Below are 22,970 nucleotides of genomic sequence, written 5' to 3'. Positions count from 1 at the left end.
TTTATTCTTCAACAGAAACCATCATGCATTATCCACTGACTGCCCTTATTGAAACGATACGTTATTTTGTGCCACTTAGTGAAACAGACATCCAGCTGATCGGTCATTTGTTCCAGCCCCGGGTACTGGAAAAGGGCGATTATTTTGTGCAGCCGGGGCAGGTTTGCCAGTATGTGGGGTTTATACATTCCGGCCTGTTGCGGTATTTTGTCAATCAGGATGGGAATGAAAAAATTTACGATTTCGGTCTGGAAAATGATTTTGTCTGTGACTACGAAAGCTTTCTTCCCCAAAGGCCCTGCCGACGAGCTATTCAGGCTATCGAGCATACGGGCTTATGGGTGATTTCATGGTCAAACCTGCAACGTCTGTTTTCCGAATTGACGCACGGTGAACGCTTTGGCCGGGTCGCGATTGAACAGATCTTCGTCAAAACGATCGGGCAGCTGGTTTCCCTTTACACGGATTCTCCGGAGCTTCGTTATCAGGCATTTCTGGATGAATATCCTGCGCTTCCGGGCAGGATCACCCAATATCACATTGCTTCTTACGTGGGGGTTAAGCCGCAGTCTTTAAGCCGCATCCGGGCGCGATGGGCAGGTAAGGATTACAGCTGACTCAAAAATCCTGCTTTCTTCACCTGAGTGAATGCACAGGTGCTTCCTGCTGCTGAATTTTGTGCTGTACTTTAAAACGCACAAGATGATGACAACGCAGCATATTTCGTTTTCGCTCAGGCTGACAAGCCTGCTGATTGGTTTGGGGATGCTCTTTATCGGCACCCGTTTTTTGCTGGCTCCTGAACAGGGTGAAGCCGGATTCGGACTTGATTATAACCAGCCCAACTACGCTTTTCACACGATTAAAGGGATCCGGGATCTTTTCTCGGGACTGATCATTGTGCTGTTCGCCTGGCATCATTACCGCAGGCCCTTGTTCCTGACCTTACTGGCCGGTTCCATTATTCCCTTTGCCGATATGCTCACGGTCTGGCATACGCCCGGCAGTAACCTGTGGGCCATGCTTATTCATGGCGGTACAGTCCTTATGCTTTGGATACTCTGTTATTTTTTGGGACAGTCAGCGCCGGAAACAAAAACCGGCACATCGGTCCATGCCGATGCTTACGTAAAACGGATCTCGTCGGTATCTGAAGGAAAAAATAGTGTACTGGAATTCAGCATTCTGCCCGGGGAAAGTACGCCCTGGCATTATCACCGGTTATTTTCAGAAACCTTCGAGGTGCTGAAAGGGGAACTGACTGTTGGCCGGGGTGAGCAGACGCTTGTATTAAGTGCAGGGCAGACGGCCACGATCCAGCCGGGACAAAAGCACTTTTTTCATAATACGTCCGGTCAGGAATGTCTGGTTAAAGTAACGATTTCACCCGGAAACCATGATTTCGAAGAAGCCCTGCTCATTTCAAAGGGACTGGCCGGAGACGGGTTGGCGAGTGAGAGCGGAACACCGAAAAAATTGCTGGACCTGGCATTGTTTATCCGCCTGAATGATTCACATATGATTGGCTTGCAGAAAGTAGCTGAACCTCTGTTCCGCCTGCTTGCGGATTATGCCACCAGGCAGGGAAGGCTGGAATATCTGAGAAATACTTATGTCATGCCAAACAAAACCAATGATCAGGAAATAAATAAGATTCCTGCCGTCGGTTAAGCATGATACAGTTTCCGGTCTTTTCAGTTCAGGATAAAGGATTTTACATGCGTATCAAAACATAAAAGAAAAGGCGCAGCGGCCCTGACAGCTGCGCCTTTTATGACCGGACAAGCTCCATCCGCTTGAAAACAGGTCAGTACGGTCCGGGAACAGTTAACTGCAAGCCGGCCAACTGTTCCGTATCTGATGCTGCTTAAAGGCTTTTTGTGGTAAATACGGCGCCTGATTCATAAGGCCAGTTGAAGGTGTATTTGAATCCTTTCCGTTCAAAAGAACCGTTGTATATTTTTCCGTTGAAAGTAATCTGAATATTTCCCTTATTACCTTTTGTCAGGTAAGTGGTGCTGTTTTGTGCCTTCTTCTCGCCGGGAGAACAATACGTGCCGGAAGCTACCTTTTCAAAACCGACTTCATAGTTGCTTCCTTTCTGCAGTGTATTCATGATCAGTCGGTTATTTGTGCAATCATAACTTCTTTTGGTAACAAATTTCAATTGCAGGACCTCGGCCGTATCTGCATCGGCAAACGGTGTTATGTACACTTCATCGTCGTTATAAAACGACTGCTCGTGAATTTTGGGCTCAACAACGCGAAAAGGAGCAACTTCCACATCAATGTAAGTGGTATCAAAGCTCATGCTGTCGATTGCAAATACCCGGTGCTTGCCTTCTTTCTGGAAATATATGATCGCACTGGTACCGTTGTTGTTAACGCTGGCCGACGGGATTACGCGCCACATGACATACGGGCTGATGCCATTAATGAGCGTAAACAAGGCAGGGCTTTGTTGGCTGATATCCCTGATTGTGTCCGTGGTGATGTATCTCGTCTGCGACTGATCATCAATGGAGTCGTTGCTGCTGCGTAACCCTGACTTTTCAGGATTGCGGGTTTCAATACTTGTTTTTTCACAAGCTACCAATTGCACAAACAGCAGGATCATGCATAGTACTACTAACTTCTCTGTTTTCATGACAAAAATGATTGAGGTTGATTAAAAGACTGGAAATCTGTCAATTTAATTAACTGCACGATATGGCTGCGTGGTTGGGTAGGTAGAGAAATAAAGTTGCAGTAAAATGCCTGACAGATCACAAAAGTCAGTTTCAAGGGTCTGAAACACGAAAGGCTGCCCGGAGATCTAGTTCCGGACAGCCTTTCTTTCTTTCTTTTTCCGGCTTAATAGCCTTCGTTCTGATACATTTTTGCAGGATCCAGTTTGTACTCGTCAAAAGGAATCGGGTAGTACCTGTCTTTTGCTCCGAAGTTGGATAGCTTGGCAAGTCCGAAGCTGGCCTGGTCCTTGCTTTTAAAATAGGTTACCAGTTCCTGGGTTGTAAAAAAGCGGAGCAGATCAAACCAGCGCTGGTTTTCAAATGCCAGTTCTACCCGGCGCTCGTGTAAGATAGCCAGTTTCAAGGTTGGGTATTTGGTCCGGTAAGCGGCATTCTGCATGGAAGCGGCATATCCGGGCAAGCCGGCCCTTTCCCTGACCTGATCCAGAAAACCGGTTGCTTCATCCGTATTGCCCAGATGCATGTTCACTTCTGCAAGCATCAGGATTACGTCTGCATAACGCATCAGAATCCAGTCATTGCCGCCGTAACCGTTTGTCGTGGCAGCCGGGCTCGCATCCCTGAACTTGGTAATAAAGTAATCACGGACAATCGGATCATTGGCAAACTTGACCGAAAAGTCTTTTCTGACGTCTTTTTCTTCATAGTCCGAAACTAGGTCAGGCGTAACATTGCCGCCTGCGCCGGTTGATGTTACCAGCGAATTGATCGTCTCGCCTTTGGCCTGGTTGTTCCGTGCAATCGCCGAGGAAAAGTTAATGTCGCCCTGACGGTTTACAACCTGAAAAATAATCTCCGGCACGGTCGATTTCTTGGCTACATCAAAGACATCCGCGTACGGGATTTCTTTTAATAACCCGAAAGTGCGGAGATTGTAGCAGGCCATCAGGTACGTTTTTGCCTCATTCAGGTTAGCGGCTCGATTGGCAGCATCCAGCGTACTGGCCATTGTCAGGTATACTTGTCCGAGCAATGCATTGGCGGCTGCCTTTGTCACTTTGCCTTTGGTCGCGGCAGTCTGTACATCAGGTAAAGTACTTGCCAGAGCATCTTTTAAATCGGCTACGATCTGCTGGTAAACCACTTCCTTTTTTTCCCTGAACGTGTTTGCTTTTACGTCTTCCAGCGAGTTTAAAGGTTTGGTTACAAGCGGCACATCGCCCCATTTCCGGACCAGGTCAAAATAGATCATGGCACGCAGGTACTTGGCTTCCGCCTTGTACTGCTCTTTCAGATCATTATTGGTAAAAGTCACGCGCTCGATTCCTGCCAGTACCTGATTGCTGCGGGAAATAATCTGGTATAACGCCAGCCAGTGGGCTTTCAGATAAGTGTTGCTGGGCAGGAGTGAAAAATCATTGAACTGAAAAGGCTCGCCGGCATTCGACTGGTTGTCGTTTCTTCCGGTATTGTCCGAGCGTTCTTCATTGAAGAGCCCGCTGCTTTCTCCAACGCCGTTGCCGTTCCGCAATGCATTGTAAATCCCGTTTACCGCAGCCTGGACATCGCTTTCGGATTGGTAATAAGACTCGCTGGATACAGCATTGGGATCCTGCAGATCAATAAAGTCGGAAGAACAGGCCCCAAGCAGGGAAAGTGCCAGTGCGGTAAAAATGTGGTTCAGTCTGTATTTGGTATAAAACATATTGCTTCAGATTAAAATGTGATACGGGCTCCGATGTTGTAGGCTCGGGCAAGCGGATATTTACCGTAATCTACTCCCGGGGTCAGGTTGGAACCATTGTTGTAATCTACTTCCGGGTTGTATCCCAGGTATTTGGTCAGGGTAAATGCATTGTCAACGCCGACGTAAACCCTCAGATTGCTGATTGCGTTTTTGCTGATCTGCGCAATCTGCGGAAAATTGTAAGCCAGTGTCAGGTTCGTACATCTCAGGAACGAGCCGTCCTGCAGATAAAAGCTGGAAAGGCGTGTGCTGTTGCTCTGCGTTCCTCCGCGGGAAGCACGATAAATTTTTCCATCTCCCGGCTCAGCTTCCGAACGGTAACGGTTCAGCACTTTGGAATACTGGTTTCCGGAACCTTCCATGTTGAAAATATAGTAATCCTGTCCGTCCAGCACCTGATTGCCATAAACTCCGTTGAACGAAGAGCTGAAATCCAGGTTTTTGTAGCTGGCAGAAACGGCAAAGCCATAGGTGAATTTCGGCATCGGGCTGCCGATCACAGCCTTGTCCGCATCGTTTACAACACCGTCGCCATTCAGGTCCTCAAAATACAGATCACCCGGACGGAGCGGGTTGGTGGAAGCCGTGCTGCGGGCTGGGCCTTTGATGACATAGCCTTGTGGAAACTTCTGGGTTGAAGCATTGTATACCGCGTTATCAGCAGCCAGGTTTTCCATGTCCGACTCGCGCACCATTCCTTTTACCTTGAAGCCATAGAACATACCAATCGGCTGACCTTCCTGTGTAACATGCGTGATGTAGGAACGCTCGGCGCCGGTGGACAAAATGGTATTGGCCCCGCCCATATCCAGTACTTTGTTCCGGTTCAATGAAAAGTTACCGCTGATATTCAGATGGAAATCACTTCTGGAAATGACCCTTGCATCGGCCTGAATGTCAAATCCGGTGTTCTGGACTTTCGAATTGCTCAGGTTTGTCAGGATTGTCGTAGTTCCCGAAATGGCTGACAAAGGCTGATTGAACAATAAATTAAAGGAACGGCTCAGATAATAGTTGGCCATGATCGACAGACGGTCGTTGAGCAAGCCAAGGTCAAGTCCTACATTGTATTGAGAAGTTGATTCCCAGCCCAGGTTCGGATCTTTCACACTTTCGGCCCACAAAGCCGTATTGACGGTTCCATTTCCCAAAACCACTCCGCCCGGCGCAGCCATCGTTTGCAGGAAGCTGTAATTTCCGATGTTGTTGTTGCCGCTCAGTCCCCAGCTTGCACGCAGCTTCATGGTAGAGGACTTGCCCAGGAAATCACCATAAAATGGTTCGTTGGAGATATTCCATCCTGCCGAAACGGAAGGGAAATTACCCCAGCGGTTCCGTGGCCCGAAGCGTGAAGATCCGTCGGTACGGAAGGATGCCGTGAGGTAATATTTGTTGTCAAAATTGTAAACAGCACGTGCCAGATAGGAGAGCAGTGTCCAGTTGGTTTTTCCTGTGCCTTCGTTTTCCGGATTGCCGGAGTTCAGCGAAAAGTAAATGGCATCAGCTCCTTTTCCTGTAATTTCTTCAATACGGTCGTTCTGAAAACCGCGTGACGTTACAGAAATCACATCGCGGTTATTTTCCTGTGCGGTGTAACCGATCAGCCCGTCAAGGTGATGCTTTCCCCATGTCTTTTTGTAATCCAGCGTAAATTCGGCCAGCTTATCGATGTAGTTTACCGTTCTCGCCAGCGCATTGGCAGCCGCGATTGCCTGCGGTGATCCCGGCGGATTGGCGCCGCTGCTCAGGCTGGTCGGCAGGTAGTATTCGTACTTTTCATTGTAAGTCTGCAAGCCCAGGTTGACCTTGAAGTTCAGGTCTTTCACAATTTCAAAAATTGCAAAACCATTGTAAGTGCCGCGCTGGCCCCTGCGGTTGATATGCGTTTCAGTGGCCAGCGCTACCGGGTTTTCAATCGACTGAAGGCCGTAACCGGAACTCAGCGCCGCAGCCTCGTTTTTTACCAGGCTTCCATTTTCATTATACGCCCTGAATATCGGCATGTAAACCAGTGCGCCAAGAATTGGTCCCTGATTGAAACGTCCTTCCTGAACTTCACGGTTGGTATTATACGTAAAGGCAAGGTTTGCACCTACCTTTACTTTACGGTTTACATCCGCATCTATATTGGCCCGGAAGTTGGTGCGTTCCTGATTGGTACTGAGTATAATACCCTGCTGGCTGAGGTATCCGCCGCTGATCGCATACCGCAGTCCTTTTTGTCCGCCTGAAAAACTGAGGTTATGCCTGCTTACCGGCGCATTGCGGTAAAGTTCGTCCTGCCAGTCGGTGTTGTATTTAGGCGTAATCAGCTTCTGGTTTGCAAAATCGTAAAGATCCGTCGGGATGCTTACGGAACCGGCGCTGCCGCCCAGGTTTTTGATCCGTGTAGCATTATCGTCCGAAAACATGGCATCGTTCCAGGTTTTTCCTCCGTTCACCATTAAGTCACGGTACGCATTGTTACGGCCGTCAATCAGCAGCTGAGCAAATTCCGAAGCATTCAGCATGTCTATCTTTTTGCTCAGCTGATGTACGCCGAACTGGTAATCATATTCGAGTTTGCCTTTTCCTTCTTTTCCGCGTTTGGTGGTGATGAGCACCACGCCGCCAGCGGCACGCGAGCCGTAAATGGCAGCCGAAGCGGCATCTTTCAGGATATCAATGGATTCAATATCATTGGGATTGATAAAAATATCATTGCCGGCAGGATAGCCATCAATGACATAAAGCGGGTCTGAACTCGCATTGATCGAGCCCACGCCCCGCACCCTGATTTTTGTACCCACGTACGGAGCGCCGCTCACCTGGGAAATCTGAACGCCGGCAACTTTACCCACCAGTGCCTGTCCGACTGTGGGTGTGGTCAGGTTCAGTTCCTTGGCCTTCACACTGGAAATTGCCCCCGTCAGATCGCTCTTGCGCAAGGTCTGGTAACCTACTGCCACGACCTCGTTGAGCATTAAAGCATCCTGCTTCAGCTGGATGTTCAAAGGCTTGTCATCCGAAACGGTTACTTCCTGTGCTATGAATCCCACAAACGAAAAAACAAGTATTCTGCCTGCTTCGGTCTCCATCGTGAATTCACCCGACTCATTTGTGACGGACCCTTTGCTGCTGTCGCCTTTTTCAAGAACGGTAACGCCCAGAAGCGGCTCGCCGGTTTCGTCCACAACCTTTCCGGTAATGGTGATCTTCGGCGCATGCCGGCTTTCCGGGTAATAGTCCGGAATGTGGGTTTTGGCCGGTGCTGCCTTCAATGCAAAGCACGGGCTGAAAACCATCAAGCCGGCAATCATTGCGGGAATGATCGGTAAAATAATTTTTTTCATAAACTGGGTGGAAGTTAAAAGTTTAACAGGGGCTCTTGCGCTGGTAACCGGTTGCACACGACAAAAAGAGCCGGATTTTGGCACAAAAGTACTTTTCCACTGTTATGTCAGCAGAAATACTATGTTAACAAAATGTAAACTTTAACAGCCGGACAAGTAGATCCGGCTGTTAACTGATGTCAGAACTGAACTTTTATATGCTGAAAAAACAGGTGGCCAAATCAGCATTCATGTGAGTCCCGATTTGATCAACAGCCATTCGCTTCAAGTACATTATGGTTCGGTTACATCATTCCAATGCAGGTTAAAATGTACTTCAAAGCCCTCTGTCATTTGACTCTGGCATGATATCCGATGCATAAGACGGTTTCTCCTTTGTTGACCGGCGGCGTCCCGATCTTGTACAGGATGATCCCGGCCTGTTCTGCATTTACATCAGCTATGATTTTGCCGAATACATCGGTTATCATGCCGATCTTTTGTCCTTTCGAAACGGTATCCCCGCTTTTCAGATCACTGTAAAATATTCCTTTCTCCGGCGATTTGATGTAATGCTGCCTGTTCAGAATGACGGGCCGGGGTGCAGGCTTGTCCGCAGAGGGATACATACCAAGCTCCCGGAGTATGTTATAAATGCCGGTTTTGATTCGCTGCACGGATTTATGCTGAACACCGCCCAGTTTTCCTGCTTCCATACTCAGCGCAGTGATGCCTTGCTGGGTAGCATGTTTGAAAGCGTATTCAGCCGGCTCTGTCTTTGATAAATTAAAAGGGTAAACCACCAGAAGCGGGAACCCTGCTCGTTCCGCCAGACGACTGGCCAGGGCAGTCTGCTCGGGCGTATTTTGATTGTCATAGTAACATACAAAGTCTGTCAGGTCTTCTCCTGCATCGCCTGCATGCACATCCAGGAAAACCGTCGACCGGACTATGATCTGTGTGGTGATCAAATGGGCCAGCCGCTCGGAAACGGTGCCTTCCGGCTTTCCGGGAAATACACGGTTCAGGTTTTTGCCGTCCGCAGGGTTGTAGAAAACAGTCCTGCCAAAAAAGGCAGCGGTATTGGCAACGGGCACAATCAGCAGTGTTCCTTTGAGTTTGTCAGGATCAATTTCGGCCATGATCTGCTGAGTTGCCATAATAGGCGGGTACTCGTAGCCATGAATCCCGGCAACGATGGAAAAAACAGGCCCGTCCATTTTCCCTCTGATGATTTTAACTGGCAAACTGGCGGTGTCAATGCCATTGCTTACTGCCAATACCTGCTCGGAAGTTGAAGCGGACTGTATGTTAAAATCCAGTTTTTCCGCCAGCTGGGCTGCCGCATCTGAGATGGGCATGGACAATACGGCGGATAAAAATAAGGTGAAGTATTTCATGATGCGTAACGATAACTGACTGGACTGCTAATCTAATATTTTTTTTTGCAACATGGTTGCAAGTTTAAATTGTTAATCCTTTATTTGCAACATTGTTTCATGTAGGCCGGTGCTTTTGCCGGTCAGAAAACCGGTTTGATGAAGATACGTGTACTTGTTTGTTTGGCGGCATTGATGTTTGCACTTCCTGCGAAGCTGGTGGGACAAACGTTATCCGGCAAGGTCGTCAGCAGTACAGGTCAGCCGCTTACCGGTGCAACGATCACAGTGATGCCTGAAAAAATTACCCGGCCAAGCGGTGTCAACGGCACTTTCCGGTTTGAGGCTGTGAAGAAGGGAAGGCACAGTTTAAGGATTTCTTTTGTGGGTTTCAAAACCGTCGCCAGCTCGTTTATCATGTCTTCGGATTCTTTGCTTCTGAAAGATATCATACTCAGGGCAGAAGAAGGTCAGTTGCAGGAAATTACAATCAAAGAAGATTACCAGCAGCTGCGCCGGCAGCAGGTTTCACTCAGCATGGATATTGTCGGCGCTGATTACCTGCGGCGCAATCTGGGCGGAAGCCTGATGCAGTCGCTGGAAAAGCTGTCCGGAATCAAAACCATCGGCATCGGCTCCGGCGGCTCCAAACCGCTGATCCGGGGATTGGGGTTCAATCAGGTGGTGGTCGTGGAAAACGGCATCCGGCATGAAGGCCAGCAGTGGGGCGCCGACCATGCGCTGGAAATCGATCAGTTTGCTGCCGGCAGGGTAGAGGTCATCAAAGGTCCGTCCGCGTTTTTGTATGGTTCCGAAGCCATAGGCGGCGCCATTGACATCAAGCCTGCTGCACTGCCGGCCGCACATACGGCAGGCGGCAGTGCAGACCTTACGGCCAAAAGCAACAACGGGCTTTACGGCGGATCAGTGAATCTGTATGCCCGCAAGCAGCGCGTCTTTGCCGATTCCCGCATGACCTGGCAGGAGTACGGCGATTACGGCGTGCCGGCCGATACCATTTTTGTGTACGACTATGCAGTGCCGCTTCATGAAAACCGCCTGCGCAATACGACAGGGCAGGAGCGGAACGTGCACCTGCGTACAGGATGGCTTACATCGCAGTTTCAATCGGTATTTTATCTTAGCCAGACATTCAGCCAAAGCGGCTTTTTTGCCAATGCACATGGACTGGAACCAAGGCGCGTTGATCTGGACTTGCATGACCGCTCTTCAAGAGACAGGCAGCTGCCTTCCCAGCAGGTTTCACACACTAAAATCATCAGCCAAAATGAATTCCGCTACGGGCAAAACAGGTTCGATTTGGAGCTGGGTTATCAGCGCAATTTCCGTCAGGAGCACAGCCGGTATGTCAATCACGGGTATATGCCGCCGGTTTATCCTTCGGAGCAGTCTGCGCCCCAGACGCTGGAACGTGAGTATGACAAAACGGTTTTTTCGGCCAATATCAAAAATGAGCTGGTTTATAAAAACCACACGCTGACGATTGGAGCAAGCGGCGAGCAGCAGCACAATACCATCGGCGGCTGGGGGTTTCTGATCCCGGCATTCACGCAGACCAGTGCCGGTGCTTTTGTATTCGATAAATTGAAAGTCAGTGAAAAGCTGCTTCTGCAAGCCGCGCTGCGGTACGATCTGGGAAGAATCAGTATCAGGGAATATAAAGACTGGTTTACTTCGCAGTCTGAAAACGGAAACAGCACATATCTGACGCGCGCGGAAGCGATTACACGCACATTCAAGAATGTAAACTGGTCGGCAGGACTGAATTATACGCCGGGAGCGTTCTTTCTGAAATTCAATGCAGGCAGTGGTTTCCGGATGCCGATTGCCAAAGAGCTGGCTGCGAACGGGGTCAACTATCATTATTTCCGGTATGAAAAAGGCGATCCTTCCCTGTCAGCCGAAAAGTCTTACCAGCTCGATCTGGGAACAGGCATCAATGCTGAAAAGTTTACCGTAGCACTTACGCCGTTTCTGAATTATTTTCCCAGCTACATTTACCTGAACCCAACTGCACGTCACGATTATTTCTATGGCGCCGGCAACCAGGTTTTCAACTATGCCCAAAGCCGTGTGCTGCGTTACGGATCGGAGTTGCAGCTGTCATACCGTTTTCTGAATAACTGGAATGCATCACTGGCCGGCGAATACCTGTATACCCGCCAGCTTTCGGGTGCCAAACGGGGCTATGCACTGCCTTTTTCGCCGCCGGCTTCTGCACTGGCCGGCATGACCTACGAGCCAAACTGGGAAAGGCTGCTGACGGATGCCTATTTCACGTTGGATTGCAGGCTTACCGCACGCCAGAACCGGATCGTGCCCCCGGAAAGGCCCACGCCTGCATACCAGATTTTCAGTTTCAGTGCAGGCGGCAAAGTGAAAACAGGCGCACAATACATTTCAGTGAGCCTGCAGGTGCAGAACGCATTGAACACACGCTATTTGAGCCATACCAGTTTTTACCGGCTGATCGGCCTGCCCGAAGCAGGCCGCAATGTCATCCTGGCTGTAAAGATACCTTTTTTCATTAAAGGAAAATCCACAAGCTGATACCCTGCAAATTCGAATACTCACCATAATTTCTAATACCATGCAAATCAAATCAATGCTTGCCCTGCTGCTGGCCGGGACCCTTTTTGCTTCCTGTAACGATGACGACGATGTAAACGTGGCCGCACCGACCCTTTCTGGTGTGGAAATCGGTTCGGGCAACAACAAACAAGCGCATCCGGGCAGTGACTTTCACATCGAGGCGCAGATCGTGGCACCGGGCAGCATCGAGCGTGTGCAGCTGGAAATCCATCCTGTAAATGGCAGTGGCTGGAAACTGGACACGGTTTACACCGAAGGGCTGGCCGGACTGAAAAATGCCGAGCTTCACAAGCATATTGACGTGCCCGCCAGTGCCGCTTTGGGAAAATATGACCTTCATTTGACGGTAACGGACAAGAACGGCAACAAAGCCGAGATCGGCTCGGAGCTGGATGTGACCAACGACCCGTCATTGCCTGCGGTAACCGGGTTTGCCGTGGAAGCGGAAGATGCCGGCAAAGGCCTGCATTTGGAGGCTGCTATTGCTGCACCGAACAAAATTGCCGCTGTGACCGTGGAAGTGCATGGCGAAAAATGGGAAAAGGAGTTTGAGTTCAAAGACGCCGCCATGGTCGGGCAAACGGCCTTTGACTTTCACAAGCATTTGGACATCACGGCGGCACCTGCCGGTCATTATCATGTGCACCTGAAAGTGACGGACCAGGCCGGAAAGAAAAATGAATACGAAGAACATTTCGACAAATAAGCTAATGATGTAGGGAATCGGAAGCCGAAAAGCCGGTCCGTGTTGCTGGCAGCCTTAATCCTGATCCTGCTCACCTTGGCGGCCTGTGATAAAAAAGAGCCGGAGCCGATGCCGGAACCCGAACTGCCCAAACCGGTTCTGGAAAATCTGGAACTGGGCCTGGGCAATGCCGGAATCGGCGTAATCGGAGAAGATTTTCACTTTGAGGGCGACATGCTGGCCGTTGACAAGATCGACAAAGTAGAAGTAAAGATCCTGCCCAAAGAAGGTGAAACATACAGCAAGCCGTGGAAACATGAAATCACCTGGGACCAGTACAAGGGCCTGAAAAATGCGAACATACACAAGCATTTCAACATTCCTGAGGATGCGGCCGAGGGCCAGTACGACTTCTGGGTCATTGTCTATGATGAGAATGGCTCAAGACTGGAAGTCAGAAGGGATTTTGAAATTTACGCCCGTGCCAACCTGCCGGTAAGGCCCATGATTTCGGGATTATGGATGCATAAAAACTGGACGCCCATGTACGATTTTCATGCTGACAAGGACAATTATCCAACCCAGCGTTACGGAAAAGGCGATACGATTCAGGTGCAGGCCAATATCTCCTACGTAAAAGGCGATGGAAAACTGTATCTGCTGCTGATCAGAAAGTCGGCCAGTTACAACCCGCAGACGATGGAAGAAGTGGATTTAAGCAAAGCCATTGTCTATGACGTGCATGAACACAAAAATGAGCATAGCGTGTATGATTTCGGCAATTCGGAATTTGATATGGAAAGCTATACGGTGATCCGGAACATTCCGGATCTGGTCATCGGGGCAGAAAAGGATAACAACGCACCAGACAAAAATGCGATTACCGGCAGCAAGGCATGGCAGACGGGTGAATACAATCTGGTGGTGATTTATAAAAATTTCACGTCAGGCCAGACAATTCACAAGACGATTCCATTCGGCATCGACTACAATTAAAAGCTTTGTTTAAATGGAATTACTTCAATAATCAGCAATAACAAAAACCGTCGGGCCGGCAAGCCATGTGCCGGCCTGATTTTAAAATACGATGAAACAAATAAGCCAATTTATTCTGCTGACAGTCATTGCATTATTCACCGTCGCTTGTGACAAGGACGAACCGACGGTCGATACCGCATATCCGGTTATTGATGCCACGGCCGCAGGCACTTTTCCGGTTCAATGCAGCACGGTGAAAAGAGGTGAAAAATTCACGTTCAGGGCTGCATTTTCCGACAACATGGCACTGGGATCTTACAGTCTGGACATTCATCACAACTTTGATCACCATACCCACAGTACAGAGGTAAGCGACTGCAGTACCGATCCGGTCAAAAAGCCGGTTAACCCTTTTCTGTTAATCAAAAGCTTCGACATTCCCGAAAACCAGAGAGCTTACACAGCAACTCAGGAAATTGAAGTGCCAGCCGACATCGATCCCGGCGATTACCATTTTATGATCCGGCTGACTGACAAGGAAGGCTGGCAAACACTCAGGGGAATCAGCATTAAAATCCAGTAAGTTTCAGTCTGAATGATCAATCATGTGTTATCTTGGAATAATACTTGGTATGATAAGTCAGATTAAAGGGAAGCAGCCGAGAAATTATGAGAAATAACTGTCACATTGACGGCAGTAACCTCCATATGTAGTGAATTCACTGTCTGTACCATCCATAACCGTACGCACTGACAAAACCTGAAGATTAAAGATGATGCTTTTTAATACTCATTTACCGGAAAGTATTTGGAATATACCTGTCTTCGACTTTCAGAAAAAAGCCATTTTGATCAGGCTTAGAATATCGAAGGATGCACTGGCAAGTTTAATCCAGAATTTAGATGGTTTTTTCTTTTTCATGATCAGAATGATTAAAGTTTGATATGCAACCTGAAAATAATACGTCTTTTATAATACCGGCCGGAACTTGAACAGCCCAGGCAGTATAATGGTCAGGATTACCCCGGGGAATACTGTGCGAAATTTTACGGAAGAATCGGAGTTTTTTTCTGTTGGAATTTTGCCATTCATAGCAGAAGATTTGTTTTTAAGAGCAGGTGTTTTGAGCAGTTTAGGTTTGTAAACCCCTGTGAACGCTTTATGCTTATCCTTTCCGCTTTCATTATTACGAATGATCTGCCTGTTGGACTCAGTTATTCCTGTTACATAACTTTGTTTAGGCAGTGGCAAGAATGATTCCATTTCAGGGATAGTTCAATGTTTAAGTTTGTCCGGGGCAGGAAAATTTAGAGATCGTAAGTTAAAGATTTAACAGGTAAAAACAATGGAATGCTTTCTTGGCATCAGAAGCTGTTTCGTTCCTGCTCAGCTGATCATAATAGGGAGTAGAAATTTCGTAAATTCCTGAATGCAGCCGCGCAAAAGAGATCCCGTTTCACAACTCAGATACTGTGTATTATAACGGAGCTTTCTGTAAAATAATAGTTAAATGAATTCAATTGCCTGTTCTGGTTTTTCTGTTAAACTTTTTGTCATTTTAAAAACACGCCGGACATTATAGCCCTCGTTGATGTAGCATTGGTTATTGCGGAAGTTATTATTTAAAATTCTTTTTAAATTCAGCTGCTGATTCATTTGGAATTATATAATTCAACTACTGGAATAACCTGCTTGTCGGTAAGAATACATGGATTCATGTCTCCGGTTTTGTCTGTGAAAGTTATTGTTAACCAGATTAAGTTTTTGAATGTGCCGGAACCGATTGCAAACCATACTGCAGGCGAGCGCAAAGGAAAGTTGTTTCAGCCTAAAAATACCCTAAATAGGGTATTGCCAATCTACCTCATTGCGAAGTAATTTTGGGATCAATTAGACCCTTTACAAAACGCTATGATAAAAGTTGTTGTATTCGACGATCATAAATCCAGACGGGAAGCGCTTGAATTACTTGTCAATATTCAGCCCGGTATGATATGCACAGGTGCTTACGAAGATTGCTCAAATCTTGTTCGCGATCTGGCTAAAAATATACCGTCAGTTGTATTAATGGACATCAATATGCCGAGGGTTGGCGGAATTGACGGTGTAAAGCTTCTGCGAAAACATTTTCCGGATACTTGTGTAATTATGCAGACTGTATTTGAGAATGACGAATCCATCTTTGAATCCATACTTGCCGGTGCGCACGGCTATATTTTAAAAAAAGCACCGAATGAAAAAATTATTGAGGCGATACTGGAAGTCATGGATGGAGGAGCGCCGATGACCCCGTATGTTGCAGCCCGGGTTTTAAATTACTTCAACAAAAGAAAGCCGGTGACGAAAGGAGCGGAGTATGAACTTTCACCGAGGGAACTCGATATTTTGACCAGATTATCAAAGGGAATGAGCCATAAATTAATGGCATATGAGCTGCTGCTGTCAGTACACACAATCGATCGTCATATCAAGAATATTTACAGGAAACTGCACGTGCACAGCGCGTCCGAAGCAGTTGCAATAGCTTTACAAAACCAGATTATTTAGCATTTGATGAATAGGAATAATCATCCATGAAATGTTCCGTTATTACATCGATAGTACGTTGTTGATAACCCTGTACTATTGCCTTTTTTTGAATGCCAATTACATTTTGCCAAAGTCCATATTTGCTGCGCCTGGTTTATTTCTGTTTATAAAAATGCAGCTGTATAAATCTTTTAAAGCCTACTTTCTATTTAAAATTCAAATGTTTGATAAAAGGCTTCAGGGCTCATCATGAATGTTAATTATTTTCCATGACGGCATGGAATCATTTGCCGGATTGTTTGTCAAAATAAATTGAAAAATACCCTAAATAGGGGATTGTGTACATGAATTGGTACTATTATTTTTGTATCATCAATTACAGTATTGCATAATCAGTAACTATAAGAAACAAGGTGACAGCCTGGCGCTGCTCTGTTCACTTCATCACAGATTTTTCTAATTTTTTTAAATACATTTTGCTGTATGAAAAATTTTGTTCCGGCAAAACTGGGGGCTTTTTGCATTCCGGTTTTAATGCTGGCAGGCACCGGCTGCTCTACGATTTCCAGATTTGACCAGTATTCGTATGCACAGGCCACTTCGTTAAAAGTGGATGCCGTAAACCTCATGGCCACTGCCACTCAGCCATTCGACAATCACCTGGACGAAGTGAATAAAGTCAAGACAGCCATTGATAAGATGTACGAGTACGAAAAGAACCGTCCAAAAAATGTCATTTCCGAAAAGATGTGGCTTGTGGTCCGTGATTCAAGCGGGCATTCATTCGGCGGATTTATCAAACGATGGCAAGCGGAAAAAACACTCGATCCCGCATTTATCAAGGAGTCGCAACAGCTTGTAAGCGAATCATTTGACCAGATTTCCCAGCTTGAAAGCGGCAAGATCAAACAGGTTGCCAATTAATCCCTTCAGGTTCTTATAAAACCAGCTATAAAAATGAATGCTATTGATTTTAACCAGCTCTACGACAGTCTGAAAAGTGGTGTGGAGACTGTCGCCAAAGAATCGCTGAACAGCTACGTCAGCCAGGCGACCAAAGACGGAAAAAATGCCTTGCAGGATATTAAGACAAACCTTCAGCGCTGGGCGGTCGAGGTGGAAACCGGCGCGCTAACCAAGGAAGACCTTCAGTTCCTGCTGCAGGAAGAAACGGCTCTCGATGAACTGACGAGCCTGAAAGAGGCGGGGCTTGCAGCGGTGCAGATCGACAAATTCCGCAATGGACTGATTAATATGATCATCAGTACGGTTACCGGTTCCGTTAAAGTATAGCCACCATGGTTAGCTATATCTTAGAAACGCAAGTGGCCGGATGGCTGCCTGCTCCTGTACTTTGCCTGCTTTTTGTGCTTTTATGTGTGGTGCTGGGCCAGATCGGCCTGACCCTCTTCGAAAAGTTTTTCAGATTACACCTGGATGTTGTCGACAATGACCTTACCGGAATCATGTTCAGCACCATAGGACTGATCTATTCATTGATCCTGGCCTTTGTAATCGTTGCAGTGTGGGACGATTATGATGACCTGAGCAAGACCATCGAAGAAGAAACGGATAAGCTGAACGGGATTATGGCACATACGGGTACCCTGCCCGCGGACATGCAAATCTCCATGAAAACAGCCATGATCACCTATTGCAGACAGGTTTTACAGGAAGAGTGGCAAATGAATGGCAGGAACGTCCCCGAGCGCCCGAGTGCAATCCCCAGCCTGCGGCTGGCGCTGCTGCGCGTGGAGCCTTCGAGCAAGCGGGAAGAAAATATTTATACGGTGGTGGACCAGGAACTGAGCAGCATCAGCGATCTCAGGAGAAAACGGCTGGGTTATGCCAAATCGCACATTCCGGACCTGGTTTGGTTTACACTGCAGGTGGGCAGCATGATGCTGATCGTGTTTTCCTATTTTCTTACAGCACCTTCAGGCAGGATCAAAAGGGTCAGTCTGGGCTTTTTCACCGGCTATCTGGCCATGTGCATGTTCCTGATTTATACCCTCGACCGTCCGTTTGGAAAAGTGATCCAGGTAAGCCGGCAGCCCTATGCCAATGTGCTGATGAACCTCGAACAATATTACGCTGTCAATTTATAATCCTTACCCATTGTATGACCAGTTCACAATTACAGGCCGTGGCATGCTCCACTGCGGCCAATGCCAGGATTTTTTTGCCTTATATAAGCGCGGCGTTCGAGCGGTACGGGATCAATACGCCCGAGCGGCAACTGTGTTTTATGGCGCAGGTGGCGCATGAAAGCGGGGGATTGTTTTATACCGAAGAGCTCGCAACCGGTGCGGCTTACGAAGGCCGCGAATCATTGGGAAATACCCAGCCGGGCGATGGGGTCCGATTCAAAGGCCGCGGACTGATCCAGATCACGGGCCGCAACAACTACCGCCTGGTCAGCGAGGCGCTGCAAGCCGATTTTATAACGCATCCGCAGCTGCTTGGCGGTAAAAACATAACCCTCTGCAGTCCGGATCAGCTCAGATATGCCGCGCTGAGTGCGGGCTGGTTCTGGGACCGCGCCGGGCTGAATGCATTTGCCGACAAAATCAATTCAAAACAACCCGTTGATTCCGGCGCGAACCTCGAATTTTTTAAACGTATAACAAAGGGCGTTAACGGCGGGTACAACGGGTTGCCCGACCGCCTGCACCGGTATATTCAGGGTGCGGCGGCATTGCTGCCAGTAAATGCAACGCAGCCCGCAGTGACGCAAACCTGATATTTCCTCTAATTAACCACATAACATCCCTTATAAAATGTCTGAAACCAATACATCCGCCATGCAGGTGGGAAGCATTCCTATCGTCAAAACGCTTTCGATCACCAACAGTTCGTCCGCTGAGATAGTCCTGTTGAACAGCGCTTCGGAGGACCCGGGCCTTCATGCCTATGAAGAAAATCTCACCTTGATGACTGATACGAATGGCCGGAAAAGCCTTCCGGCGGGAAGTACGGCGACTGTCGCGCTGGATACAACGGGAATTGGGCCTTCCTATTCGCAGGTTTACACCACCATTTTTGCCAGATCGTCCAATCTTTTTCCTGTTAAAATCACAGGTTCCGCACCTTCTTACCGTTCCGGTGCATATGATCCGGTTACCGTTACGGACGACGATGCTGCTGCCATGGCGCAGGCGGAAAGGTTTCTTCAGACCATTACGGCATACCCGACATCGTCACTCGCCAGGAATTATGCGCAACTGTTGCAGGATACCCGCAATGCGACCGGCACAGACACGGATATTGACTCGGCTTTCGCCCGGTTTTTCGCGCCGACCAGCTATCCGAAAGTCAGCATGGAAGCAATTTCCGCCGTCGGAACATACTACACCCAGTTTCCGAATGTATGGGCAGCATACCAGCCCAGCATGAAGCATGACCTGTATTGCAGCAACGACAAGAACACTGCAGATTATGCCGGCTCCGTCACCATAACTTTGCCTGCTGTTGCATCGGCTGATAAAAGTCTGCCGGGATACGGGCTGACCTTCACAGACCCGGCCGGAGCATCGAAGCCGCTGTATTTTATCAACGGTCAGTTTGTAGACAGCAAAAGTGGAACTGCGGACATTTGCCTGTCAGGGACTTTTATGTTGAAAAGCACTATTACGCGGGTGGCGGCAGACAATGCCATAGTTCCCGTACTGACAGGCGTGATCAGCAATAAAAAGGTGCTGGGATATGCTGCTGACAACGTAGCAACTGCAAGTAACGGCACGGATGGCAGCGGCCCTCATTCCGGGCTTGACGGCTTCGATATATTTTTAATTGCCATCGGCTCATGGCTCGGGCTTTCCTTTGCGCTGGCGCTGGGCGCCAGCGTCGTAACGGCAATCAAGGAAAAAATCGAAGAATACAAAGAGTCTGTCAAAGAATCTTCGGAATCAGATGATCCTGACTTTTCGGAATTGCTGACCGGAGAAAAGCTTGCCGAATTAAAATCAGAAGCCGAATCGGACACCGCGCCCTTGAAAGAAAAGCTGCAGAAACAGCTGGATGATGTACAGGCCGATTTCGGGCTGGACGGCGAACTCGCGGATCTTTTTAAAGAATATGAGCCGCAAGTTGATAAAATGTATAACGAGGAAGAAAAAAACCTTTTTGAAGATGAGGCCGGGACTATCCAGACGGAACTGGGCGAGGAGCTGGATGCCGGCGTAAACAGCACCGAACTTCAGGATGACGAAGATACCATCGAAAGCGCGCTTGAAAAAATCGATGCGGCGACTCCGGAAGAGCTTGCCGGCGTACTGCAGACCGAGCAGCCATCCATGGATGAAGTGAAGGCTGATGTGGACGCCAATTACAAGAAAGCGCTTTCAGAGGCAGAAGGTGATGCAAAGACGGAGTTGACCGAGGTCAGCAACGAGCTCAAAGAGATGGAAGCCGAAGAAGACAATATTGAAAAAGAGAAGGAAGAGGAAGAGACTGGTGATACCAAGGATACAGAATTTACCGAAAACGATAAAATGGCAGAGTGATTATGAAAAATCGAATCAAAATTCTGGGCCTGATGGCCTGCGGTATATCCATGACCGGTTGCAGCAGCATTGCAGGCTATGACGATCGCCATATCATCGCTTATTCAGTCATCGGACTTATCAGCCTTCTGTTCCTGGGACTTGCCAGGTACAGCAACCTGATCCGGGACGAAATCAGTGACCTGGCCGCCTTCAATGCGAATGCCGCCCAGTTACAGCAGACGCGTAAGTGGATGCCACTGGACAAAACCGCGCCCTTCAGCCTGACCAAAGTGCAGTTTGGACTATGGACGGTGATTATATCGTCGGTTTACATTTACCTGTCACTGATCAAAGGCGACTGTGCCGTCGGAACGATCAACAAAACGGCGCTGGTGCTCATGGGAATTTTCGCAGGAACCGCTGTGGCCTCGACGATTATTGATAAAAATGAAATGAACGACAACCGCGACCGCCACCAGAATACGCCGTCGCAGGGTTTTTTCGTGGATATTTTATCTGACGACAATGGGATCAGCCTGCACCGGTTTCAGAATTTTGCCTGGACCATTATTGCAATTACTGTTTATCTCTACAAAGTTTCCGAGATCAGGACAGGTTGCGAACTTCCCGAACTAAGCGACACATTGCTTGCACTGACCGGCATCAGCAGCGCGACTTACCTGACGTTGAAAAGCCAGGAAAACAGTCCGCCCGCGCAGCAAATTCCGCAAAGCGCACCAGAAAGCCAGCCTGCCGCGCCGGCACCCGCAGCTGCGCCACAACTCGTCAGCTGAGCAGTGCATGACCTGAAAAATTCAAATAACAATCTATTCAAACTTTAAAAAAGAGAAATCATGCCTGATTTAAGTAAAACCTGGTCTGTAAAAAACAGCAGTGGAAAAGACCTGATTGTCCTGGACGCATATGCTGATGTAACGCTGCCGGCAGAACATTTTTATGGCCTTTCCTTAAAGACGCTCCTCTATCAAATCAGCGGGGTTACCCAGACCCAAACAATCATACCTAATGGCAAGACCGTTGAGATACTTCTGACAGAAGTGCATACCGATAAAGATACCAAGGCCGGCCTGGACTATCTGATGATTATCGCCGAAGCGCGCACTTTGTTTCCTGTGAAGGTTGTGACGCTCGCTATGGCCGGCAATCCGGGCTCATTTGCCCAGACAGAGGTAACCGAAAGTGATGCTAAAATCTATACTGCAACAGAGACGTTCAAGCGGACCGTAGAGTCATTTCCCACTTCGGAGCTTGGAACGGGATATGCGGACGTATTGCAATTGCAGGACCAGACAAAAACCGATGCCTGGTTCAAAACGACTACTGATTTTAAAAACGTTACGTCCGAATCGGTCGTCGTTGTCAGCAGCTACTATAAAGTCTATCCTTTTGGTTGGCTGGATTATCAGGACAGCAAAACTTACAACTTCTATGAGATTGATCAAAAGACAGGTAAGCCCGTTGCAAAGTTTGAATTGAACTACACCGGGACTTCCCCCATGAATTATGATAAAGCGTTGCCGGACTTCACGGCCGAATACGATGGCACCAAGCTTATCTATCATAACGGAATGTTTGTCGACAGTGCAGACAATCAGACGCCCAAAATCATGCTTGCCGGTTCATTCCGGATTTTGGGTGAACTGACTCAGCGGAGCAGTGATGACAAAATGGTAAGTTGCTTTATGGGCGTTGTTAATGGAAATAAGATGTTCGGGATCAGCGACAAGGAACCGGACCCCAAGGATCAGGACGCTGGATTTTACGATCTGATGCAATTTGACAACTTTCGGGATTATTGCGACGTATTCGCCTATGTGATCGGGCTGGCAATCGGTTTGGAATTCCTGATTGTCATCGGATATAAAATCAAGACTGCATATAAAAACTGGAAGAATGATATACCGTCCGATCAGGAAAAAATCGAAACGGCGCTGACAGAAATAAAGAATAAGATTGGTCAGGATATGACAACTGTTTTGCGCCGGATCAATGAGCTGCGCCCGCCGGTGCCTGCAAATGCTCCTGACGCGTTGGGAGCAGAGATTCCTCAACCTGACGAAATACCCAGTGTGCAGGTGCGCGTTGCTGCCCGCAACAAACGGATCGCAATTGAAAAAGAACGTATTACGCTAACTGAACTCCTGAACAACCAATCCCTGTATCTCGAGAAAGTAGCAGCGCTGAATGGAAATGCAGTGCAGCCCGTAGCTGATTCGCTTGATCTGCTGGCTACAAGACTGGAATTGCCGTATGAGCAGCTTTTACCTGAAATAGGGCAGGTATCTAATATACTACGCCAGAACACTTACACTTTGCAGGGTATACAGCAGGCAAATGTACGCAAGATCAATGACCAAAACAGCCAGGGCCTGGATGCGGCACGTGACGTCGCGCTTGATTATACGACCCGGGCCGAAGAAATGGCAGATGCAAGAGAAAATGCCGAAAGGGAGCAGCGTGAGGCCGTTGAAGCGAATTTGGAAGAAGCCGGCCAAAATGAACGCTGATAGGAATTTTTAAACTGTAATA

The 22,970-nt window shown here is 48.0% G+C and carries 19 protein-coding genes; 14 read left to right on the top strand and 5 right to left on the bottom strand.

The window, feature by feature from the left end; all coding sequences use genetic code 11:
* Nucleotides 1–23 precede the first annotated feature (23 nt).
* The gene (locus FEM33_RS17330) at nt 24–617 is read left to right on the top strand and encodes a Crp/Fnr family transcriptional regulator (RefSeq protein ID WP_139013250.1); all 594 of its coding nucleotides are present in this window, start codon (nt 24–26) and stop codon (nt 615–617) included.
* An 85-nt stretch (nt 618–702) separates the two neighbouring features.
* Nucleotides 703–1,671 (top strand): DUF4267 domain-containing protein, encoded by a 969-nt coding sequence (locus FEM33_RS17325; protein ID WP_161597176.1) that lies wholly within the window; start codon nt 703–705, stop codon nt 1,669–1,671.
* A gap of 196 nt (nt 1,672–1,867) precedes the next feature.
* On the opposite strand, the gene FEM33_RS17320 is transcribed toward FEM33_RS17325, so the two are convergent.
* The 4 genes from FEM33_RS17320 to FEM33_RS17305 all read right to left on the bottom strand — a co-directional run bounded on the left by FEM33_RS17320 (nt 1,868) and on the right by FEM33_RS17305 (nt 9,109).
* Nucleotides 1,868–2,647 (bottom strand): hypothetical protein, encoded by a 780-nt coding sequence (locus FEM33_RS17320; RefSeq protein WP_139013248.1) that lies wholly within the window; start codon nt 2,645–2,647, stop codon nt 1,868–1,870.
* Nucleotides 2,648–2,853: 206 nt separating this feature from the next.
* On the bottom strand, nt 2,854–4,395 hold the full coding sequence (locus tag FEM33_RS17315; protein ID WP_139013247.1) for a RagB/SusD family nutrient uptake outer membrane protein: 1,542 nt from the start codon (nt 4,393–4,395) through the stop codon (nt 2,854–2,856).
* An 11-nt stretch (nt 4,396–4,406) separates the two neighbouring features.
* Complete coding sequence (locus tag FEM33_RS17310) at nt 4,407–7,769, bottom strand: SusC/RagA family TonB-linked outer membrane protein (RefSeq protein WP_139013246.1); 3,363 nt, start codon at nt 7,767–7,769, stop codon at nt 4,407–4,409.
* Nucleotides 7,770–8,098: 329 nt separating this feature from the next.
* The gene (locus FEM33_RS17305; RefSeq protein WP_161597175.1) at nt 8,099–9,109 is read right to left on the bottom strand and encodes a succinylglutamate desuccinylase/aspartoacylase family protein; all 1,011 of its coding nucleotides are present in this window, start codon (nt 9,107–9,109) and stop codon (nt 8,099–8,101) included.
* Nucleotides 9,110–9,286: 177 nt separating this feature from the next.
* Between FEM33_RS17305 and FEM33_RS17300 the strand changes: the two genes are divergently transcribed.
* The 4 genes from FEM33_RS17300 (at nt 9,287) to FEM33_RS17285 (ending at nt 13,986) form a co-directional block, all read left to right on the top strand.
* Nucleotides 9,287–11,698, top strand: coding sequence for a TonB-dependent receptor (locus FEM33_RS17300; RefSeq protein ID WP_201747781.1), 2,412 nt, complete (start codon nt 9,287–9,289; stop codon nt 11,696–11,698).
* Nucleotides 11,699–11,738: 40 nt separating this feature from the next.
* Nucleotides 11,739–12,446 carry a DUF4625 domain-containing protein gene (locus FEM33_RS17295; RefSeq protein ID WP_139013244.1) on the top strand — a complete coding sequence of 236 codons (708 nt, stop codon included), beginning with the start codon at nt 11,739–11,741 and terminating at the stop codon, nt 12,444–12,446.
* A gap of 42 nt (nt 12,447–12,488) precedes the next feature.
* A complete protein-coding gene (locus FEM33_RS17290) occupies nt 12,489–13,421 on the top strand; it encodes a DUF4625 domain-containing protein (RefSeq protein ID WP_139013243.1) in 933 nt (310 codons plus the stop codon).
* A gap of 91 nt (nt 13,422–13,512) precedes the next feature.
* Nucleotides 13,513–13,986 carry a DUF4625 domain-containing protein gene (locus tag FEM33_RS17285; protein ID WP_139013242.1) on the top strand — a complete coding sequence of 158 codons (474 nt, stop codon included), beginning with the start codon at nt 13,513–13,515 and terminating at the stop codon, nt 13,984–13,986.
* Nucleotides 13,987–14,373: 387 nt separating this feature from the next.
* On the opposite strand, the gene FEM33_RS17280 is transcribed toward FEM33_RS17285, so the two are convergent.
* Nucleotides 14,374–14,667: a hypothetical protein gene (locus FEM33_RS17280; protein ID WP_139013241.1), complete on the bottom strand. Its 294-nt coding sequence runs from the start codon at nt 14,665–14,667 to the stop codon at nt 14,374–14,376.
* Between the two features lie 648 nt (nt 14,668–15,315).
* Between FEM33_RS17280 and FEM33_RS17275 the strand changes: the two genes are divergently transcribed.
* From FEM33_RS17275 to FEM33_RS17240, 8 genes are all read left to right on the top strand, one after another.
* Complete coding sequence (locus FEM33_RS17275) at nt 15,316–15,951, top strand: response regulator transcription factor (protein WP_139013240.1); 636 nt, start codon at nt 15,316–15,318, stop codon at nt 15,949–15,951.
* 465 nt (nt 15,952–16,416) lie between these two features.
* Nucleotides 16,417–16,857 carry a hypothetical protein gene (locus FEM33_RS17270; protein WP_139013239.1) on the top strand — a complete coding sequence of 147 codons (441 nt, stop codon included), beginning with the start codon at nt 16,417–16,419 and terminating at the stop codon, nt 16,855–16,857.
* Between the two features lie 33 nt (nt 16,858–16,890).
* On the top strand, nt 16,891–17,226 hold the full coding sequence (locus FEM33_RS17265) for a hypothetical protein (protein WP_139013238.1): 336 nt from the start codon (nt 16,891–16,893) through the stop codon (nt 17,224–17,226).
* A 5-nt stretch (nt 17,227–17,231) separates the two neighbouring features.
* Complete coding sequence (locus tag FEM33_RS17260; protein ID WP_139013237.1) at nt 17,232–18,041, top strand: bestrophin-like domain; 810 nt, start codon at nt 17,232–17,234, stop codon at nt 18,039–18,041.
* Between the two features lie 14 nt (nt 18,042–18,055).
* Nucleotides 18,056–18,676, top strand: a complete 621-nt coding sequence (locus FEM33_RS17255) for a glycoside hydrolase family 19 protein (RefSeq protein ID WP_201747780.1) — start codon at nt 18,056–18,058, stop codon at nt 18,674–18,676.
* Nucleotides 18,677–18,713: 37 nt separating this feature from the next.
* Nucleotides 18,714–20,438: a hypothetical protein gene (locus FEM33_RS17250; protein WP_139013236.1), complete on the top strand. Its 1,725-nt coding sequence runs from the start codon at nt 18,714–18,716 to the stop codon at nt 20,436–20,438.
* A 2-nt stretch (nt 20,439–20,440) separates the two neighbouring features.
* A complete protein-coding gene (locus FEM33_RS17245; RefSeq protein WP_139013235.1) occupies nt 20,441–21,214 on the top strand; it encodes a hypothetical protein in 774 nt (257 codons plus the stop codon).
* A gap of 60 nt (nt 21,215–21,274) precedes the next feature.
* Entirely contained in the window at nt 21,275–22,948 is a 1,674-nt protein-coding gene (locus FEM33_RS17240) for a hypothetical protein (RefSeq protein ID WP_139013234.1), read from the top strand.
* The last annotated feature ends 22 nt before the right edge of the window (nt 22,949–22,970 follow it).

The organism is Dyadobacter flavalbus, from assembly GCF_006149045.1.
Lineage (GTDB): Bacteria > Bacteroidota > Bacteroidia > Cytophagales > Spirosomataceae > Dyadobacter > Dyadobacter flavalbus.
The sequence above is the reverse complement of the archived record's forward strand: the minus strand, read 5'-3'. Positions and strand labels throughout refer to the sequence as shown.